Source organism: Pseudidiomarina gelatinasegens (assembly GCF_004025325.1).
Lineage (GTDB): Bacteria > Pseudomonadota > Gammaproteobacteria > Enterobacterales > Alteromonadaceae > Pseudidiomarina > Pseudidiomarina gelatinasegens.
On record NZ_RSFE01000001.1, the window covers coordinates 304,920 to 323,893 of the forward strand.

General features: G+C 49.3%; 8 protein-coding genes. 1 reads left to right on the forward strand and 7 read right to left on the reverse strand.

The window, feature by feature from the left end; all coding sequences use genetic code 11:
• Positions 1-88 precede the first annotated feature (88 nt).
• The 4 genes from EGC76_RS01505 to EGC76_RS01520 form a co-directional block, all read right to left on the reverse strand.
• Positions 89-1,801 (reverse strand): sodium:solute symporter family protein, encoded by a 1,713-nt coding sequence (locus tag EGC76_RS01505; RefSeq protein WP_128351248.1) that lies wholly within the window; start codon positions 1,799-1,801, stop codon positions 89-91.
• Between the two features lie 11 nt (positions 1,802-1,812).
• On the reverse strand, positions 1,813-2,079 hold the full coding sequence (locus EGC76_RS01510) for a DUF4212 domain-containing protein (RefSeq protein ID WP_092856100.1): 267 nt from the start codon (positions 2,077-2,079) through the stop codon (positions 1,813-1,815).
• A gap of 78 nt (positions 2,080-2,157) precedes the next feature.
• Positions 2,158-3,612: a tetratricopeptide repeat-containing sulfotransferase family protein gene (locus EGC76_RS01515; RefSeq protein ID WP_128351249.1), complete on the reverse strand. Its 1,455-nt coding sequence runs from the start codon at positions 3,610-3,612 to the stop codon at positions 2,158-2,160.
• Between the two features lie 74 nt (positions 3,613-3,686).
• On the reverse strand, positions 3,687-6,659 hold the full coding sequence (locus EGC76_RS01520; RefSeq protein ID WP_128351250.1) for a TonB-dependent receptor: 2,973 nt from the start codon (positions 6,657-6,659) through the stop codon (positions 3,687-3,689).
• Between the two features lie 328 nt (positions 6,660-6,987).
• Here EGC76_RS01520 and EGC76_RS01525 point away from each other — a divergent pair, with 328 nt between their 5' ends.
• Positions 6,988-10,434, forward strand: a complete 3,447-nt coding sequence (locus tag EGC76_RS01525) for a PAS domain-containing hybrid sensor histidine kinase/response regulator (RefSeq protein ID WP_128351394.1) — start codon at positions 6,988-6,990, stop codon at positions 10,432-10,434.
• 3 nt (positions 10,435-10,437) lie between these two features.
• Here EGC76_RS01525 and EGC76_RS01530 read toward each other — a convergent pair whose 3' ends face one another.
• From EGC76_RS01530 to EGC76_RS12035, 3 genes are all read right to left on the reverse strand, one after another.
• A complete protein-coding gene (locus EGC76_RS01530) occupies positions 10,438-10,899 on the reverse strand; it encodes a hypothetical protein (protein WP_128351251.1) in 462 nt (153 codons plus the stop codon).
• Between the two features lie 8 nt (positions 10,900-10,907).
• The gene (locus EGC76_RS01535) at positions 10,908-14,903 is read right to left on the reverse strand and encodes a S8 family serine peptidase (RefSeq protein WP_164876770.1); all 3,996 of its coding nucleotides are present in this window, start codon (positions 14,901-14,903) and stop codon (positions 10,908-10,910) included.
• A 97-nt stretch (positions 14,904-15,000) separates the two neighbouring features.
• The gene (locus EGC76_RS12035) at positions 15,001-18,933 is read right to left on the reverse strand and encodes a S8 family serine peptidase (protein ID WP_128351395.1); all 3,933 of its coding nucleotides are present in this window, start codon (positions 18,931-18,933) and stop codon (positions 15,001-15,003) included.
• Positions 18,934-18,974: the final 41 nt, after the last annotated feature.

An 18,974-nucleotide genomic window follows, 5' to 3' on the forward strand; every position in this document is an offset into this window, starting at 1 on the left:
AGCAAAACCCGAAACCGATGACTCTAATATCCAATAGCTAATATCGCTTTTGAATTAAAAAGCCCGGCGAATGCCGGGCTTTTTTATCTTAGTGCGTCGCGCCACCCGCACCGCGCGGGTAACGTATTGACTCAACCAAGTCCTGAGTATCTTGCGGCGCATCGCCTGTCATCTTATGCACAGCATAAGAAACAACGAAGTTCAGCACCATACCCACAGTACCAATGCCTTCTGGCGAGATACCGAATAACCAGTTTTCTGGAATATTTCCGGCTGGGTTCACAAACTTGAAGTAAATAATATACGCCAAGGTGAACACAATACCCACAAGCATACCGGCAATAGCACCTGTGCTATTCATACGTTTGTGGAAAATACCCAGAATAATCGCAGGGAAGAAGCTCGCTGCGGCTAAGCCGAACGCGAAGGCGACCACCTGCGCCACGAAGCCGGGCGGATTAATACCAAACCACGTGGACAGTGCAATGGCTACTGCGGCGGCCACACGGGCCCACATTAGCTCCTGCTTATCAGTAATATTCGGAGTTAAGGTTCGTTTCAGTAAGTCATGCGATACCGATGTTGAGATAACCAACAGCAGGCCTGCCGAAGTTGACAACGCAGCGGCAACACCACCGGCAGCAACAAGTGCAACAACCCAAGCTGGTAAGTCAGCAATTTCAGGGTTCGCTAATACCATGATGTCGCGGTCAACAGTCATTTCGTTGCGATCATCACCTGAGTAGAACATTTTGCCGTCTTCGTTCTTGTCTTCCCAACCAATCAAACCAGTTTTTTCCCAGTTCTTAATCCACTCTGGCGCAGCTTCATACTCAACGCCTTGTAGATCAGGACCGTTTACTGTGTTGATCAGGTTAACTTTTGCAAAACCAGCAATTGATGGCGCAGTTAAGTAAACCACAGAAATAAACACCAATGCCCAACCTGCAGACAAGCGTGCATCACTCACCTTAGGTACGGTGAAGAAGCGAACAATAACGTGTGGTAAACCTGCAGTACCGACCATTAAGGCACAGGTAATTGCGAATACGTCAATTTTAGAACGCATGCCCTCGGTGTATGCGGCCAGCCCTAATTCCGCCGACAGGCCATCCAGCCTATCGAGCAAATAGGTGCCCTCACCAGCTACCCCTTCCGCAATGGTTGCACCAAAACCTGTTTGTGGCAGGAAGTGGCCGGTCATTTGGAAAGAGATAAAGATTGCTGGTACTAAGTAGGCGAATGCCAATACGCAGTACTGTGCAACCTGAGTGTAGGTAATACCTTTCATGCCACCTAACACGGTGTAGAAGAACACGATAACCGCACCGATAAACACCCCGGTAGCAATATCAACTTCTAAGAAGCGCGAGAATACCACGCCCACACCACGCATCTGGCCTGCAATATAAGTAAAGGAGATCAAGATGGCACAAATAACAGCGATAGTACGTGCGGTTTGCGAGTAGTACCGGTCACCAATAAAATCTGGCACCGTAAACTTACCGAACTTACGCAGGTATGGCGCCAAACACAGGGCTAAGAGAACATAACCACCGGTCCAACCCATCAAGTACACACTGCCGTCATAACCGGCGAAAGCAATTATACCCGCCATCGAAATAAACGAAGCCGCTGACATCCAGTCTGCTGCAGTGGCCATACCGTTCATAACCGGATGTACACCGCCGCTGGCAACATAGAAGTCAGAGGTTGAGCCGGCACGCGACCAAATAGCAATCGCAATATAAAGCGCGAAGGTGGCACCGACGATAATAAACGTGAGAGTTTGAATATCCATGTTTCGGCCCCTTACTCTTCGTGAACTTCGTATTTGTTATCTAAGGCCGCCATGCGTTTCACATACACGAAAATTAGAATAACAAAAGTGATGATCGAGCCTTGCTGAGCAAACCAAAAGCCCAACTTAAAGCCGAAGAAAGTAAACTGATTAAGCCAGTCCACCAGGATAATGCCGAAACCATATGAAACGATAAACCATACAGCCAGCAACTTAAGTACTAGGCTGATATTATCGCGCCAATAGGCTTTTGCGAGTTCTTCGCTTTTGAAAGCCATACGCCCTCCAGATTGTTCTGTTGTTGTTTTGTTTTTAGTGATTTATTCACTTATGCAATCTAGTCGGGATATAGCTATCTAGGAAATACGACATTGGTCGTACGCCGCTAAAAACTCGGGGTAATTTGCCGCCAACCCAATACGTTTTTGATGAATAGGCTCATGCACCTGCCCCACACTTGAGGTAAACACCGGCCCATTGTCCTTGTAAAAATGCAGCATGTGCGGCTCATACGCTAACCCGATGTGCGCACACACGTCACGCAACACGCGCTCGGGTTCATGGCACAACTCTTCATAGCTAACCGTTAGAATGCGATTGCCCATTACCGCCAACCAATGGTTCATCAGTTGTTCTTCGTGCTGCATGTAGGCCGCAATATCACACGCATCCCAACTCCAGTCAGCACGGCTGCGGAAGTTACTCTTAAAGCACGACCACGCCACATCGGCCGGTGCGCGCTTAATATATACAGCCCGCCCTTGCGGAAATGCCTGCGCCCAAATTCCAAAGTGACGGCTTAATTGAATGGTTTTATCCACTACCAAATTGTTACCGCTGAACTGCTGGTTCAGCACATGGGCATACACATCAGCAATATGGTCAATAGCGCCCTGAGCGTCGCCGTGTTGTGCAATAAAACCAGGAAAGTCAGAGAAGTTTTCATTGCGCAAATGCATACTTGCGTGGCCAATCGCATTGGTCTCGGCCGCACCTTTTACTTTTGAATGCTTCGCCAGCATCTGCCCTAACAGCGTTGTACCGCTACGAGGGAGCCCCAGCAGGGCCACGGCCCTATTATGGCCAGTTTTCGCTTGTGGCAGCTGTGCGAGCGCCTGAGCGCTATGGTTGGCAATGAGGTCAGCAATAAAAGCTTGGTCGTTTTCAACGGAATAACGGCTGGCACGTTGCATAATCGCTGCGCCTTGCGTGTAGGCGTTGTACGAATCCTCAAAACGCCCTAAATCAGCATAGGCTTTACCTAGGCTGTAATGAAACTGTTGCAGGTTCTTTTCATCTGCGGCCGGTATCGTTGCGAATGCGTGTTCAAGCTTTTCGAGCAACTCTGGGTATTTTTTAAAGTCAGTAATACTACTTAGCGTAAACCACGTAATGCCAGACTGTGGCGCTTTACGAAGCGCATGCATCAAATAATATTTAGCACGATCCAGATGGCCCAATTGCGCGGCAACAGTTCCTGCTAAATGAAATAAATTTGGATCTTGAATATCTTTCTTAATCTGTGGTTCAACAAGCTTTAAAACGCGGTTTAAGTCGCCCGCTTCAGCATAAACGCCGCAATAATTAATGAGATGGCGTAAGGTCTTTGGCATCACAGCACGATACAAATCAGCTGCTTGTTTAGCTTTATCGATTTCACCAATACGTAATGCGAGCGCCGCACACTTTATCCAATCACTTTCTAGTGGCTCTTCGTTTTCAATAAAATGATTCAAAATAGCGACTGACTCGGCACGCGATCCGCGACGTACTGCAAGCAGCAAGTCATTAAGCGAGTATGTTTCAACCACTTGTGTTATTCCTTCATAGAGCCGAAAAATAAAAGGCCGGAAACCTATCAGTTTCCGGCCTTTGTCGTTACTTCTTAAAACTTAATTTCTGCACTCAAGCGCACTGAACGTGGTGCTTGGAATGAAGTTGGTAAACCATAAAACTCATTTGGTTGACCGCGTGCGATTATGCCATAACCATAATCAACAGCTTCGTATCCAGCAAAACGTTCTGCAACTTCGTTTACTTCAGTGTGCTGATCGTTATCAAACACATTGAACACGTCTAAACGGAAAGTTACATCAGTGTCTTGAATCTGCATATCGTAGCGCGCTGTTAAATCGAGGCTCCAATTGTTTGGAGTACGACCAAAGCTGCCACGTGGTGTGATTTCGTTGTTATAAACAAACGATTCCGCACCGTACAGAGACGCATAGGTATCAGTTGGGTGGAAGCCAAATGCACTTACTGGACGACCAGATTCCCAACGGAAGTTCGCACCAACGGTTAAGTTCTCGATAACTTGGTAAGCACCGCGAATTTTAACCATGTGACGACGGTCATTCGGTAGATTACCGTACGCGCCATCAACCAATCCAGGTTGGTCAAAGTTGGTGGTTAAACCGGCATCATCCTGACCGTTATCTGAACGAACGAAACCTTCGTTGTTACCCCAGCTATGCGACCATGTGTAGTTTGCATCTAACATCCAAACACCGTCAAACGCACGCTTCACTGAGAAGTCTACTGAAGCATACTTACGTACGGCTTCTGGGTAGCCAAGGTAAGAACCTGGAACCGTGTACTGAGCGTACTCAAGTGGGCCCGCGTCACCATCAGGGTCAGTTGTAATCGTTACATCGTTACCTGGGTTGGTGAGTACGTAGTAGTGGAAACCACTCGCACACATTGTACATTCAGAACCAAACTCATCGAGTAAGTACTCATTGAAGCCCGCATCAATTGCCACGTCTTCCAATGAACTACCCAACTCACGATAGCTGGTTTTCACGCCAACTGACCAATCTTCGCTAACCATGGTTTCGAAGCCAAGAATAAACTCGTCTTGATACATTGGGTCAAGATCAGCGTTAACCGTTTCAGCCGTACCTTTCAAAGTACCGTCAGCGTATACTGCGCGACCCGTTAAATCACCATATACTGGCGTATTATCAGGGTTGATTGACGCAACTTCATAGGTGCTAACTACGTAGTACTCATCACCTGCTAAACGAATGTTGGTATTCGTTGCAACAGGTAAGAAATAACGACCATAGTTGGCAAAGGCTTTGGTGGTGCCATCGCCGAATACATCCCAGCTCACACCCACACGTGGTGCCCACTGATCAGATACGTCAACGAATTTCTCACCGGCTTTGTTGTAGTTTTCGAACGTTTCGTTACGCAAACCAATACGCGCCGTGATATCTGGAGTAATTGTCCAAGTATCCTGGATATAGAATGCGTTTGATTTCGTTTCGAACGAACCAGAGTTGCGATAAATATTCTCGTCAACTTCAGTACAACCCGCTAAACGGTCTTCTTGCAGAGCAGCAGGATCACAACCGTAGTAGGTGTATGCGACACCGCCAGCACGCGCTGTGTTCTCATCCGCTTCCAAATCTTCATAGTCGATACCGAAACGTAACGTATGGTCTAACGAAAGGTACCAGTCAAAGTCGATACGGTAAGCAGTACGTTTATCGTTTTGCTCAGAAGGTGTTGCCAAGCCGAAGTTGGTAAACTGACCTGAGTAGCCGCTCGCATAAATTGCGACCGTGTCGCCCGATGCGTTAACGTTCGAGTAACTAGCCTCGTTCACGCCATAAAGCACACTCATGGTGAAGTCGTCAGACAAAATACCAGTATACTGCAACGCGTATGATTTACCGCCACGTTCCAGAATGTAATCACCGTACAAATCACCACGCGTATCCGACTCAACTTCGTACATATACTTGCTTGAGTCTAAATCGCTTGAGTTGTTCCAACCGGTAAATTCTAGAATATGATCAGGTGTGATGTACCAATCTAATTTCGCAGCGTACAGCAAGTCGCTCGACTCGCGGTCGTAATACTGTGACGCGGTTGCGAAATCACTGGTACGGTTTTTCTGATTCACCAAACCGAAGAAGAACAACTTGTCTTCAATCAGAGCACCACTTGCCCAAACGTTGACGTTCGCTTCTTCACTGTTATTTTCACTGTTAACGATGTAATACGGGCTACCGTTACGATCGATTTGTGCTTGCTCAGTTAAAATAACGTCAGGTGCTTGTGATGCAAGTGCATCAGGCTCCCAATATACGCTTGCGCCAGCTTCAAATTCGTTAGAACCTGATTTTGTGGTTACGTTAACAACACCGCCCGTTGAACGGCCATATTCCGCAGAATAACCACCGGTTTTAACTTCGAAAGTTTCATACATTTCGAAAGGCAGTTCAGAACCACCCAAACCGTTACGGAAGTTGGTTACGTTCAAACCGTTCACGTAGTAAACGTTTTCACCAACCGAAGCACCACCAAAAGAGGTCAAATTACCAAACGATGAATCACCTTTGGTTGTGCCTGGCGCCAATAGCGCGACTGAAGCGATGTCACGCGGGACTGGAACCTTCTCAAGGAAGTCTTGCGTAACAACCAACTGCGACTCTGATGACGAAGTGTCAATCATAGAAACGCTTGAACCACGAACGGTCAACGTTTCCATCTGTTCAGTGGTTGGTAAGGTTAGGTTAATAGTGGTTGCACCAGCAACACCAACGTCAACACGGTCTTCTGCAACCGTACCGTAACCTGGCTTTTCGGCTTTAAGTGAGTAAGCGCCGGGTGGCAACAATGGGAAACGGAAGTTACCGTTCGCATTCGTTTCCACGCTACGAGTCAAGCCCGTTTCAAGGTTAGTAATTGTTACAGAAACATCTGTAACCACTTTACCAGATTGGTCAACGGATTGACCTTGCAAGTAACCCTTAGACGCATCTTGTGCCATTGATGGAGCTGCAACGCCTAAAGCAGTTGCAACCGCAGCAGCGGCAACTGTACTTCTAAAAAAAGTACGTTTCATACTGTCATTCTCCATGGATTTATTATTCTTTGTTGTCAGATGCGTAGCGGATCGATCGAGTACGCTAACAGGCCACATCTGTCATCTCGAAGTGTAACCAAATGTTACACTTGTACTGTTTTAACAAGATTATCCGTTAAATAAAAGTTCTGAACTGAAAAAATATACAACATATTTTTAAAGTAACGATTAGCCGTTAATAGTTATCAGATATTAGATATTGGGTGAGCGCTCGTATCTAATATCTAATATCCAATAACGCTCTTGCGGTTCAAGCAAGTTTCCGTTTAACTAACCTCATCAGCCACACGTGAACAGTATCGAACCAATGACCTTGCTCCTTATCCTTGCCTCGCTGGCCTACATCGCTTTGCTGTTTGCCGTTGCCCACTGGGGCGATAAGCCAAACTCGCTGGCGAATAAAATTAGTTATAAACCAATAATTTATAGTATGTCATTGGCTATTTATTGCACCAGCTGGACATACTACGGTGCGGTTGGGAACGCCGCCACCGATGGCTGGGCTTATATTCCTATCTTGCTTGGCCCTTTTTTATTATTTGTTTTTGCACTGCCGTTGCTAGAAAAGCTCGTTAGCGTCTCTAAACAACAAAACATCACCTCAATCGCTGATTTTATTGCCAGTCGTTACGGTAAACGCCAACGCTTAGCTTTGTTTGTAACCCTCATTGCTGCGCTGGCAACAATTCCTTACATTGCGTTACAATTAAAAGCGGTCGGGCTTACTTTTGTTGTACTTACCGAAAACACCTCGGCGCTCACCCAGTTTTCGATTAATGAATTAATAGCGGCCGGTATCATGGCCGTGTTCGCCATGTTATTCGGTACCCGCCATATTGAAGTCACCGAATATCGCAACGGCATGATCTTAGCCATTGCCTTTGAATCGGCCGTGAAATTACTCGCGCTAATCGCAGCAGCCATATTCGCCTATTCATTATTTAATGACGCCTCACCCACCAGCATGTGGCAACAAGTAACCCACCCCACCGATAAAGCGTGGAGCTGGGAAGCGTTCTCAGAGTTTGATTTTATTGTGCAAACCTTTATGGCCGCCGGCGTTATTTTGTGTTTACCGCGGCAATTCCACGTTGCGGTAGTGGATAACGTGAATGTCAGCCACCTTAAAACTGCGCGTTGGGGCTTTCCAATCTATTTAGTGTTAGTGGCCGTAGCTATAGTGCCCATCGCCCTAAGCGGCGGGCTATTTTTCGGCAATGGGTTCGATGGCGACACCTACGCGTTAAGGTTACCGCTGTTGCATGACCAAACATGGCTGGCGGTGTTTATCTTTATCGGCGGGTTTTCGGCAGCAACGGCCATGGTCATTATCGCCTCAGTAACGCTCAGCACCATGGTGACCAACGACGTTATCATGCCGGTCATTTTGCAACGCCAAACGCGCTTCCCGGCTGATTTCCAAAAACGACTGCTCCTGATCCGCCGTGTGGCAATCGCCATCATTTTGCTGCTCAGCTACCTGTGTTATTACTTCTGGGCCGCAGGCACCGGCTTGGTCAGTATTGGCTTATTGGCGTTTTCGGTTGTGTTGCAGTTATTACCAGCCGTGCTCGGTGGCTTGTATTGGCGCCGTGGCCATGCTCGCGGCGTGTATGTCGGCTTGGGAACCGGTTTAATTGCGTGGTTATTCGCCGTAGCCGTACCCATGTACTTACCCCACACCATCAACGACACCAGCATTATTACCCAAGGTACCGTGATCAGCATGGCGGTGAACACCGCCTTCTATATTGCCTTTTCGTTACTTGCGCAGCCTCGCTTAATCGACCGCATTCAAGCCACCGCTTTTGTGAAGCCGCGCTCAACCGTAAAAGAGCACAGCGTTGGCCGCCATCATCAAGCCACCAACGGCGATATGATGCTGCTACTGCAAACCTTTGTGGGCGAACAGCGCACCGCACAGCTCATTGACTATTTTGCCGAATCACAAGGTGACGATACCAGCCACACCAACAAAGAAGATGTCGCATCACGGGAGTTTATCGACTACGTAGAGCGCGTGCTAACCGGCGTGTTGGGTGCCGCAACGGCGCGCTCTTTGGTCGAAGCAGCCCTGCGCGACCGTCGCTTACACCTTGAAGAAGTGGTGCACTTTTTTGATGACACCACGCAAGCGCTGCAAACGCAGCAATCAATATTGTTCAGCTCGCTGGAAAACTTAGCCCAAGGCATCTCGGTAGTCGACGCTGAACTGCGTCTGGTGGCATGGAATAAGCGCTATTTAGACCTGTTTAATTATCCCGAGGGCATGGTTAAACCGGGCCAGCCCATTGCCACATTAATTCGTTATAACGCCGAACGCGGCGAATGCGGGCCGGGCGAAATCGATGAGCTAGTCGCGAAACGTTTAAAACACATGCAAATGGGCTCACCCCACCGCTTTATTCGGCGCCGTGGCGATGGTCGGGTGATTGAGATGGTGGGTAACCCACTTCCCAATGGCGGCTTTGTAACCTCGTTTACCGACATTACCGAGCACGTGGAAACCCAGCAAGCGCTGGAAGAATCCAACATTGACTTGGAACAACGCATTAACGTGCGCCAAAAGAAAATCCGTGAAATTAACAACGAACTGACCGAAGAAATTGAGCGCCGCCGCAAAGTAGAAGTAGAACTGAAAAAAGCCAAGCAAGAAGCCGAAGAAGCCAATGCTTCAAAAACACGTTTCCTGGCACTGGCCAGTCATGATATTTTGCAGCCGCTGAATGCGGCGCGGCTGTATTTGTCCGCTATGGATGAAACCAATCTTAACCCTAACAATTTGCAACTAACCAGCAAGCTCGATACGGCCCTGGCCTCCACCGAACACTTGCTAAGTACCCTGCTACAAATTGCCAAAATGGACCAAGGTGCGTTGCAGCCCAACTTCCGGCATGTACGCTTAAGCACCATCATTGAGCCACTGATTCACGAGTACAGCGTGCTTGCTGAGCAACGCGGCATTCGTTTGAAAACTCGATTGCACGACAGTGTGGTGTACACCGACCCAACTTATTTACGGCGTATAATTCAAAACTTCCTGTCCAATGCCGTTAAATACAATCGTGATAACGGGAAAGTTTTACTTGGCGTGCGCAGTCGCGGTGAGCATTTACTGATTGCGGTGTGGGACACGGGCCCTGGTATTACCTCACAACAACGCCACCGGGTATTTGACGCTTTTTACCGCGGCTCCAATACGCGCGCTGAAGGCGTTGGCCTCGGCTTAAGCGTGGCCAAACGCATGAGTGAACAACTGCACTGTGAACTGCGTTTAAAAACCGTGGAAGGCTCCGGCAGTTGTTTCTCGGTAAAAGTGCCGCTGGGCAGCCCAGCACAAGTTTACGACAAACCCGAACAGCCAAGCACCGCCGACTTGCACCAAGGTTTGGTGATGGTGTGCGTGGACGACGATCAGGAAAACCTCAGTGCACTGCGCGCCTTGCTGGAAAAATGGGGATGTACCGTGGAAACGTTCACCAGCAGCGCCACAGCGCTAGAGTATGCCAGCACCCATACGCGGCCGGATGGTATCTTACTGGACTATCAGCTGGGCGACGATGATCACGATGGCCTAAGCCTTGCTGCAGCTTTGCGGGAGTACTGGGGCGAAAGTTTGTCAGGAGCGTTAGTCACCGCCATGCGCGACGACAACGTGCGAAAACAAGCGCGCGAGCGTAACCTGCACTTTTTAGCCAAGCCGGTTAAGCCCGCCGCGCTTAAATCCTTACTTAAATATCTGGAACGTCAGTAACCGTTACATTCTACTCAGCGCCGTTGCCCGACAAATGCCATTTTCAATGGTCAATTGCGGGCGCGGAATCACTTCACAGGTACTCATTTCTTGCGTCGCTTGTATGTGCTCCACACGCAACTGTGTGTATTCAGTGATCAGCTTTTGCATGGCCTGTTCATCGGTTACTTGGGTGGAATAGGCGATATAATATTCCGGCCCACCGCACGCGCGTTTACCGACTTCCGCCAGCCTGCACTGGTCCAGAGAATCGGCCCGTGGAATACCAACCATGGTGCGGATTTGGTTATCCAATGCAGCAATGCGCGCGTTACGCATTGCTGCAGCTGCCGGTTCCATGGCTTGCTCAGCAGCTGATGCACCATTCTGTGCAACATTGTCCGCTTGCGTTTCGTCAACCTGCTCGGCGTCAACACAGCCGCTAAGCAGCACCAACAAAGCAATAGCACTTAGTCCCTTAACCATACAACACCTCATTGTTTTCTATTAAAATACGCAAGGCGACGTAGGCCAATTAATGGCAACGCCAACATCAACATAAACCACTGCAATGCCCCGCCGGAGCTCTTCTCTGGCGCAGGCGTTACGGTCACAGATACCGTTTCTGAACTGGTGGTAATACCGTCACTCACCGTGACTTCAACTTGCACGGTAGTGTTAGTGGTCACTTGCGGTGCAGTAAAGGTTGCAACAGCAGTGGTTGCGCCCGACAAACTCACCCCAGCGCCACTTACCACGCGCCATTGATAGCTCAAGTCATCGCCATCTGCATCAGTACTTGCCGAAGCATCTAAGCGAACCGTCTCACCCGAATTAACAGAGCCCGGTGATGACACCGAAACAACAGGTGGTTCGTTAGTCACTTCAACCGTCACCGTAGCTGTTGCAGATGTTGCACCCACGCTATCCACCAATTGCACGGTGAAGGTATCGGTACCACTCCAACCGTCGTCAGGGGTATAACTTGCCGTTAATCCGTCAAAGCTGGCAGTACCATTGCTCGGTGCACTTACCACAGTTCCTGACAAGGCACCCTGCGGTGCAGCCAAAATAGGCAACTGGGCATCGTATTCCACGCCCACGCCGTTCTCGACACTGCTAACCTGCATCAACACCACAAAATCGCGGCCCAATTGCTCGGTTTGTTGAGTAAAGTCAACGGTCGTTGCGCGGCCCGTGCTCCCTGCCACACTTACGTTGCTCAGCGCGCCAAAGTCTTGCACGGTTGCTGGCACATCAAATACCACCGCAGCCCGTTCACCGTATGTGAAGCTGGCCGCAAGTGCCTGCCCGTTGGCCGGGTAAACACCGGTTGCAGTGTCTGAGTAATAGTAAGTTTCACCCACGGTGCCACGCATGTTTTCCAAGCCAACCGTGGTGGCATAAACAGGGCCACCGCCGTCACTAACATCCACGTAATTAAAGAATGCTTCGTTACTATTCAGGCGGAACCACACATTGAAGGTATAACGCGAACCGTCGTCCACTTCACCCGGTGCCACCCAGCTGCGGGCCCGCAACCATTCCAGCACCAAGAAAGTATCTGAACCTTCCGTAACCAGCGCGTAACGCATTTCGCCGTCGCCATTTACAAACTCAAAGTCCGTCCACAGTGGCGCAATCACGCCATTGGGCTCGGCTTCATCAGGCAGTGCCGTAGCGCTTGCGGTAAGCAGTGCACGGCTCGGCCCCATTTCAACCAAGCCATTGCTCCACATTGAGAACACGCGGCGATCGGCACCGTCAAATTGCCAGAATGCGCCATCACCTTCTAATTCAATTTCAGCAACCAAGTCATCACAACCTTCGGCGCAAACACTACTGATAGTAATATCTTTGCTGGTGGCCACATCGTCTAAGCTCATACCGGCAAAGGCAAAGCCCGGCGCGTCGGTTACCGAAACCGTATCCGGCACATCGTTTTGGTTGCCCTGCCACAGCAACATGCCGGTGTCTTGATTGGCACTGTAGCTTAGCTGGTCGCTGCGCGTTAAGGTCACATCAATGGCATCGTAATCCACCGCAAAGGCAGCATCGGTTGGCAAGGCCACACTGAAGTCCGTCGGGTTACCGGTAAAACCAAGTGCGCCGCGCAATTGCAACTGCATGGGTTCGCCGGCAACAACTTCACCGGAGGCCACAGCACCTGAAATAATACTGGTGTTGTCCGAAAGCGAGGTATAAACCGCCACCGGCAGCTTCGCATCAACAAAGGTGCCGCTGCTGTCAGATAGCGTAAGGCGACCATATTGCCAACCTTCAGCCGCAAACGCTGTATTGACCGTTATGCTTAATACTTTGCTTTCGTTAGCCGCCAACGTCAGCGAACTCGGAAAGTCTGCTGTCATATTGGCATCATCAAAGCTCATGCTCAGTTGCCAGGTACGCGAACTGTTGCTGACATTGGTGACCGTGCGCTCAAACGTACAGGTACCTATGCAAGCATTGTCATTTAACGAAGCGCGACTAAAGGTAATGCCCGTATCCGCTGCTGCTGCGACATCAATACGCCCGGCACCAATTTGGTGCGGTGTGGCTAATTCGTCACTGTCATCCTGGCGAATGTTAACTTCCGCTGATGTCATTAATGCCGACTTGATTTGATCATGAGTCCAGCTTGGGTTCAATGCACGTAACAGCGCAGCCGCGCCAGCCACATGTGGGCTTGCCATAGACGTACCGCTTAACAACGCAATGCTTTGCCCCGGATACGCCGAAAGAATGTTAGTACCTGGCGCCGCAATTTCCGGCTTCAACAAAGTGCTGTCACGGTTCGGCCCACGCGAACTGCTCGCGCTCAGCCGGTCACGTAAATCCGCACTGATAGTTTGCTCCGGCGCATTAATAGTGACCTGCTCACCCGCTGACCAGCCTTGCTGCAACTGATTACCAATGGTTTGACTAATGGACACGCTCGGCAAGGTTGCAGCCGCCAAATCCATACTCAACAAACCGGCTTCATTGTTGTACAGCACCATGGCTTTCGCGCCAGCGGCCTGCAAATTATTGGCTTTCTCTTCAAAGGTACAGGTGCCGCGTTGTACCAACACAATGGCATCCGTAAACGTACCGGCATTGAACGCACTGCAAGCCAGTTCATTTGTTGGCGCTTCTTGCTTGGCAGTTAAAAACGGGCCGCTAATTGCGCTGGAAATGGTGAAGTTGCCGCTACCTACGGTCACATAAAACGCGTCGGTGTAATCGCTATGTTCCATAAAGGTGGCAAATTCACGCCCTGTTTGGGTGTTCGCCACCGCAAACATTTCATCAATACATGCCGGGCAGCCCATCGAGCTTTCTTCCGGCCCGTCGTTGCCAGCAGCCGCGATATTCACAATGCCCATTTCGTCAATGGCACGCACAATATCGGCTTCATACGGGGCTAAGCCATTGTCTAAGCTACCCCACGAGTTGTTAATCACATCCGCGCCGTCTTTTGCCGCCGCGTCTAACGCTTGCGCTAAGCTAATTGAAGAACCGGTGGTGGTGCCGTCGGCATTCACCCACAAGGCTTTGTAGGCAAAGATATTGGCACCCGGCGCTACGCCAGAGAAATTCACAGCCACGCCATTAAAGGTGGTGCTGAGCGGATTGCCCGCAGCCGTTCCCGCTACGTGGGTGCCGTGGCCGTCAAGGTCGGCCGGTGAATCGGCATATTCGTCAGGGTGAAGGTCTGCGCCATCTGGCACGAAGTAACGCGCCACCGCCAGCTTGTCATTACAAAACGTTGGCTCGGTCGCACAATAGTCATCGGTAACCCCAACATCAGGTGCCGTGTGCCCCGCGTCTTGAAACATCGGATGTTCAGGGTCAATACCGGTGTCAATAATCGCAATATTCACCCCAGCGCCAGCACTGGCTTGGCCACCGAGTTGTTGCCATACCGCAGGCGCTTCAATCAAGGCATTGGAGGTGTCCGTTTGCACATACACTTCACGGTCGGCATGCACTGACTTGATGCCCGCCACACCTTTTAACCGTTGCGGCAAGTCGTCGCCAGCATACTCAACAATTACCGCGTTCAATGTAAGATTTAGCTGGCCTTTGAGTGCCACTTCCGGCACCCGATCTTGAATACTCGCCATGACCTGTTGCTGACGCTTACCCACAAAACTCGCATAGTCGCGCACAGGCGCTGACTTCATGCTCATGCGCTCTTGCCCAGTCGCTTTGGCTGAGGTGGCAACATAATCACCAATGCCGCCTTTATAGGTCGCGACACTGGGTTCTTGTAATTGAATTAAATAACGCTGCACGTTGCTGTTGCGCACGGCACGCATTTCAGCAACCGGTTGCTGCACTTTGCGCTGCGGCGCTTTCACGGTGCGTTCATGCACGGTGACTTGAATATCAGATGGGTTGGTTTGTTCGCCGGCTACTTGTTGGGCATTCGCGGCAGGAATCAGCGTAAAACTCGCAGCTACGGCAAGCGCAATACGACTGGCTGCTGCGATAGTTGGATACGTCATGGTACATCCTTTAATAAAAAAACGGCGATAAAGCATTCTATCGCCGTTTTGTATTGAATTACAAAATTTAAAAAATTGTAATTTTTAACCTGTTAATTTACACCTTGCGGCGACGTAACCACACCAGTGGTAACGCCAACAAGGTGAATAACCAACCGAATGAACCGCTTGATTTATAAGCGGTTATAGCAACCTTTACAGTCTTCTGACTGGTCGTGATGCCATCTGATACCGTTAATAAAAAATTCGCTTCGGAGTCTTCGTCAACACGCGGTGCAATGAATCTTGCTGCAGCCGTGTTTGCGTTGCTTAGCGATACCGTAGCCCCACCAATAAACTGCCATTGATACGTTAAAGTATCGCCTTCAGCGTCTGTAGTGCCAGCAGCATTCAGAACCACAATAGTGTCTGGCGAAACAGTGCTTGGCGCACGAACGGAAATAACCGGTGCCGTATTTGTTACGGTTACTTCAATGCTATTCTCAGTTGATGTTGCACCAGCTTCATCGGTGACTCGATAGGTAAAGCTATCATTTCCAACCCAGCCTGCGGTTGGCGTATAGGTTGCCGTCATACCGTCTACCACAACTGAACCGTTTGCTGGTTGTGCGGTAACTTCAGTACTCAAATCTCCGTCAGGTTTTATCACCACGGGTATAAAGGCGTCATAGGACTGCTCACCGCTAGTAACATTAATTAACGTTATTAAGTCGCGTTTCGGATCACCTATGCTGTCCGTCAAATCAATCGCTATAGGCTGACTATGAGCGCCAGTCTGCGTCGCTGCAGACACATCACCAAAGGTGCTAACGTTCAGATTCATGTCAACCTGCAATTCAGCGCGATCGCTTGCCCCAACTTTGACCAATAATGAATCAAAGTCGGTTGGGTAGGAGCCTGATACATTGCCTGCGCCGTCGTCCATGAAGTAAGTTTCACCTACGGTGCCCATAAGGTTTTCAACACCAATAACGCTTCCCCAATAAGGCATTTCTGCTTGGTTTACATCAACGTAATTGAAATATACTTCGTCGGTACCCAACTTAAACCACGCATTGAACGTGTAACGTGTGCCAGTGTTATCACCATAGGTAGCATCAAAATATGCCGCAGCGTTATACCACTCAATTATTAAGTAGGTATCAATACCGTCACTAATAATGTCATAGCGAATTTCACCCTCACCGGTCATGAACATGAAGTCGCTCCAAAATGGTGCAATAACCCCACTTGGTGCATCTTCACTGGGTAAACGTGCAGGAACAGGGAATGTGCCCTGATAGCCACCAACAGTCATAACGCCATTCGATGTAAAAGCAATCGTATCAACGCTTTGGCCTTCATAAAGCCAACCGCTGCCTATTGCGCCAATAGGAAGTTCCCAGCCAGCTTCATCACAACCTGTAGTACATAGTGAATATGTAGCACCACCAATCATGTCGAACCCTAACCCCGCATAAGGAAAGGTTGCATTCGCCAAACTGACATTATCGGCATTGGTTTGCGTACCGACCCAGGTTATTGTTCGTGTTGAAGCGTCGTATGCTGACTCAGTTGTCGTTGTACGAAGCTCTGTTAAAACCAACGAATCCTCTGCGATGACTACATTTTCATCAGTAGGAAGTTGTACTGTTAGTTCAACGTCGTCACCAAGAAGGGTTCCCATGCGCGTAATTACAGACAGCGTAATATCGTTGTTGGCTGCAATTTCACCGGCAGTTACTGCACCCGCTACACCGCTTTCCAAGTCAGACTGTGCGTTGTAAACCGCAATTGGTAAATTTGCGTCAACATAAGTGCCACTTGCATCAGTAAACGTCAGTGTTCCGAAACGCCAATCGCCTGCAGCCATCTCAGTACGAATTTCAAGGTTGAAATCAATAGAGCCATTGGCATCAAGAGTTATTGTTTCTGGGAATGTCGCTACAATATTAGGGTCGTCAAAACTTACCGACACGTTCCAGGTAGTTTCAGCATCATCCAAGCTCGTAATAACGCGCTCGAAACTGCATTCGACCATGCACCAGCTATCGGCAAATGAAGCCTTGTCAAAGGTCATGCCCACATTAATAGCCGCCGGTAAATCTAAACGCCCAGCACCCACATCAAATGGGTCTGCAGGTGTTAGCGCGTCCTCTTTCTTCACGGTAAGTGCAGCTGAGGTCATCATCACTGATTTGACCTGTTTAGGTGTAAGCTCAGGATTATGTGCCAAAACCAATGCTGCCGCTCCAGCTACATGCGGGCTCGCCATTGAAGTACCATCTAGAATCGCATAGCTTTTACCTGGTGCTGCCGACAAAATCCCATGCCCAGGCGCAGCAATCTCTGGTTTCAGCATGTTCGCATCGCCGTTCGGCCCACGCGAACTGAAATCAGACATGATATCTACAACTGCCTGATCGATAGTCGCCACCGTAGGGTTTAACGTAGCTTGCATTCCTACCGCCCAGTCCGTTTCAATCAACTGGCCATCTGCCTGTAATATGGCCACGGTCGGTAGCGTGGCTACACCTAAATCAACACCAAACGCGCCAGCCTCATTGTTATATATAATCAAACCGATAGCACCGGCCGCTTGCACATTATTAGCTTTTTGCTCAAATGCACATGTACCGCGGGAAACTAATGCAATTTGCCCCGTAAAAGCTCCTGCAGCAAACGCATTACAGGCTTCAATATTAGCTGCATCAACTTGAGATGCTGGCAATAAGTCCGCCGTAATTGCCTCGCTGATAGTGAAATCACCCTCGGCTACTCGCGCGTCTATTACATCTAAACCTGTCACCTCAAGTGCACTTCCAAACGTACGACCCGTTTGTGTGCTTGCCACTGTAATGGTTTCTTCAACACAACCTGGACAACCGATAGTTTCTGCACCTGCACGTCCATCGTTTCCAGCGGCGGTAACAGTTACAACACCCATTTCATCAAGTGACTTCATAATGGCTGCGTAGGGGCTTGTAGCTGGATTACCACCTGCACCGCCACCCCAAGAATTGTTAATAACGTCAGCACCATCTTCTGCCGCTGCGTTTAAGGCTTCAGCTAAGCTTATACTTGAGCCACTGCCGGTACCTGCAGTTGTAACGTATAACGCTTTATAAACCATCAGGTTCGCGCCCGGCGCAACACCCGAAAAATTCACCGCTACACCATCATACGTAATACTGGTCGGGTTACCCACGGCAGTGCCGGCAACATGACTACCATGACCATCCACGTCTTGCGGCGTCTCTGTTTCGCTTGAGCCAACGTTACTCGGTGGCGTGAAAGCTCTCGCCACTATCAATTTGTCATTACAAACACCGGTATTTAGTGCGCAAAAATCATCAGTAATACCAAGGTCTGGACGATCATGCCCATTATCGGCAAACATTGGATGATCAAAGTCGATACCCGTATCAATCACAGCAACATTAATGCCTTTACCGGCGGCATCTTGGCCCCCAAGTAACTGCCAAACATCAGAGCTTCCAATTAAATCGTTGGATGCATCCATGCTGACTGAAATTAGGTGATCTTCGTGTACGGCCTTAATGCCCGGGATGCCTCGTAATCTATCTTTCAAATCATCACCGGCATATTCAACCACGGCTCCATTAAACGCGAGCGTCATATGCGACTTTGCGGTTAATTGAGGCACACGTTGGGTTACTTCGCGCAATACAGTATCTTGACGTTTGTTAAGATACCCAGCGTAAGTTTGTACGGGTTTAGCTTTCAGGTCTAAACGCTCTGCGCCGCTGGCTGCAGCTGATGTTGCAACAAATCCCGCAATACCACCCTTATAAGTAGCTACTGGCGGCTCGACAAACTCTATCAAATATCGTCTTGTATCAGTAAACGCCTTTTGCTCATCTGCAATGCGCGTTGGAATCTTCGATAACTGTTTATTGATTCGGTGTTCAGTAACTGCGGCGTTGGTGTCAACTCGAGTAAACTCTTGAGCGACAGCTACCGAAACGCTTGATGCAGCAGCAACGGCAATGGCCAAGGTTGACCATCGAGCTTTTATAATTGTTTTCATTGCTCTTCCTTCTGTCCATGAGGTATGTGCGACATTCACTA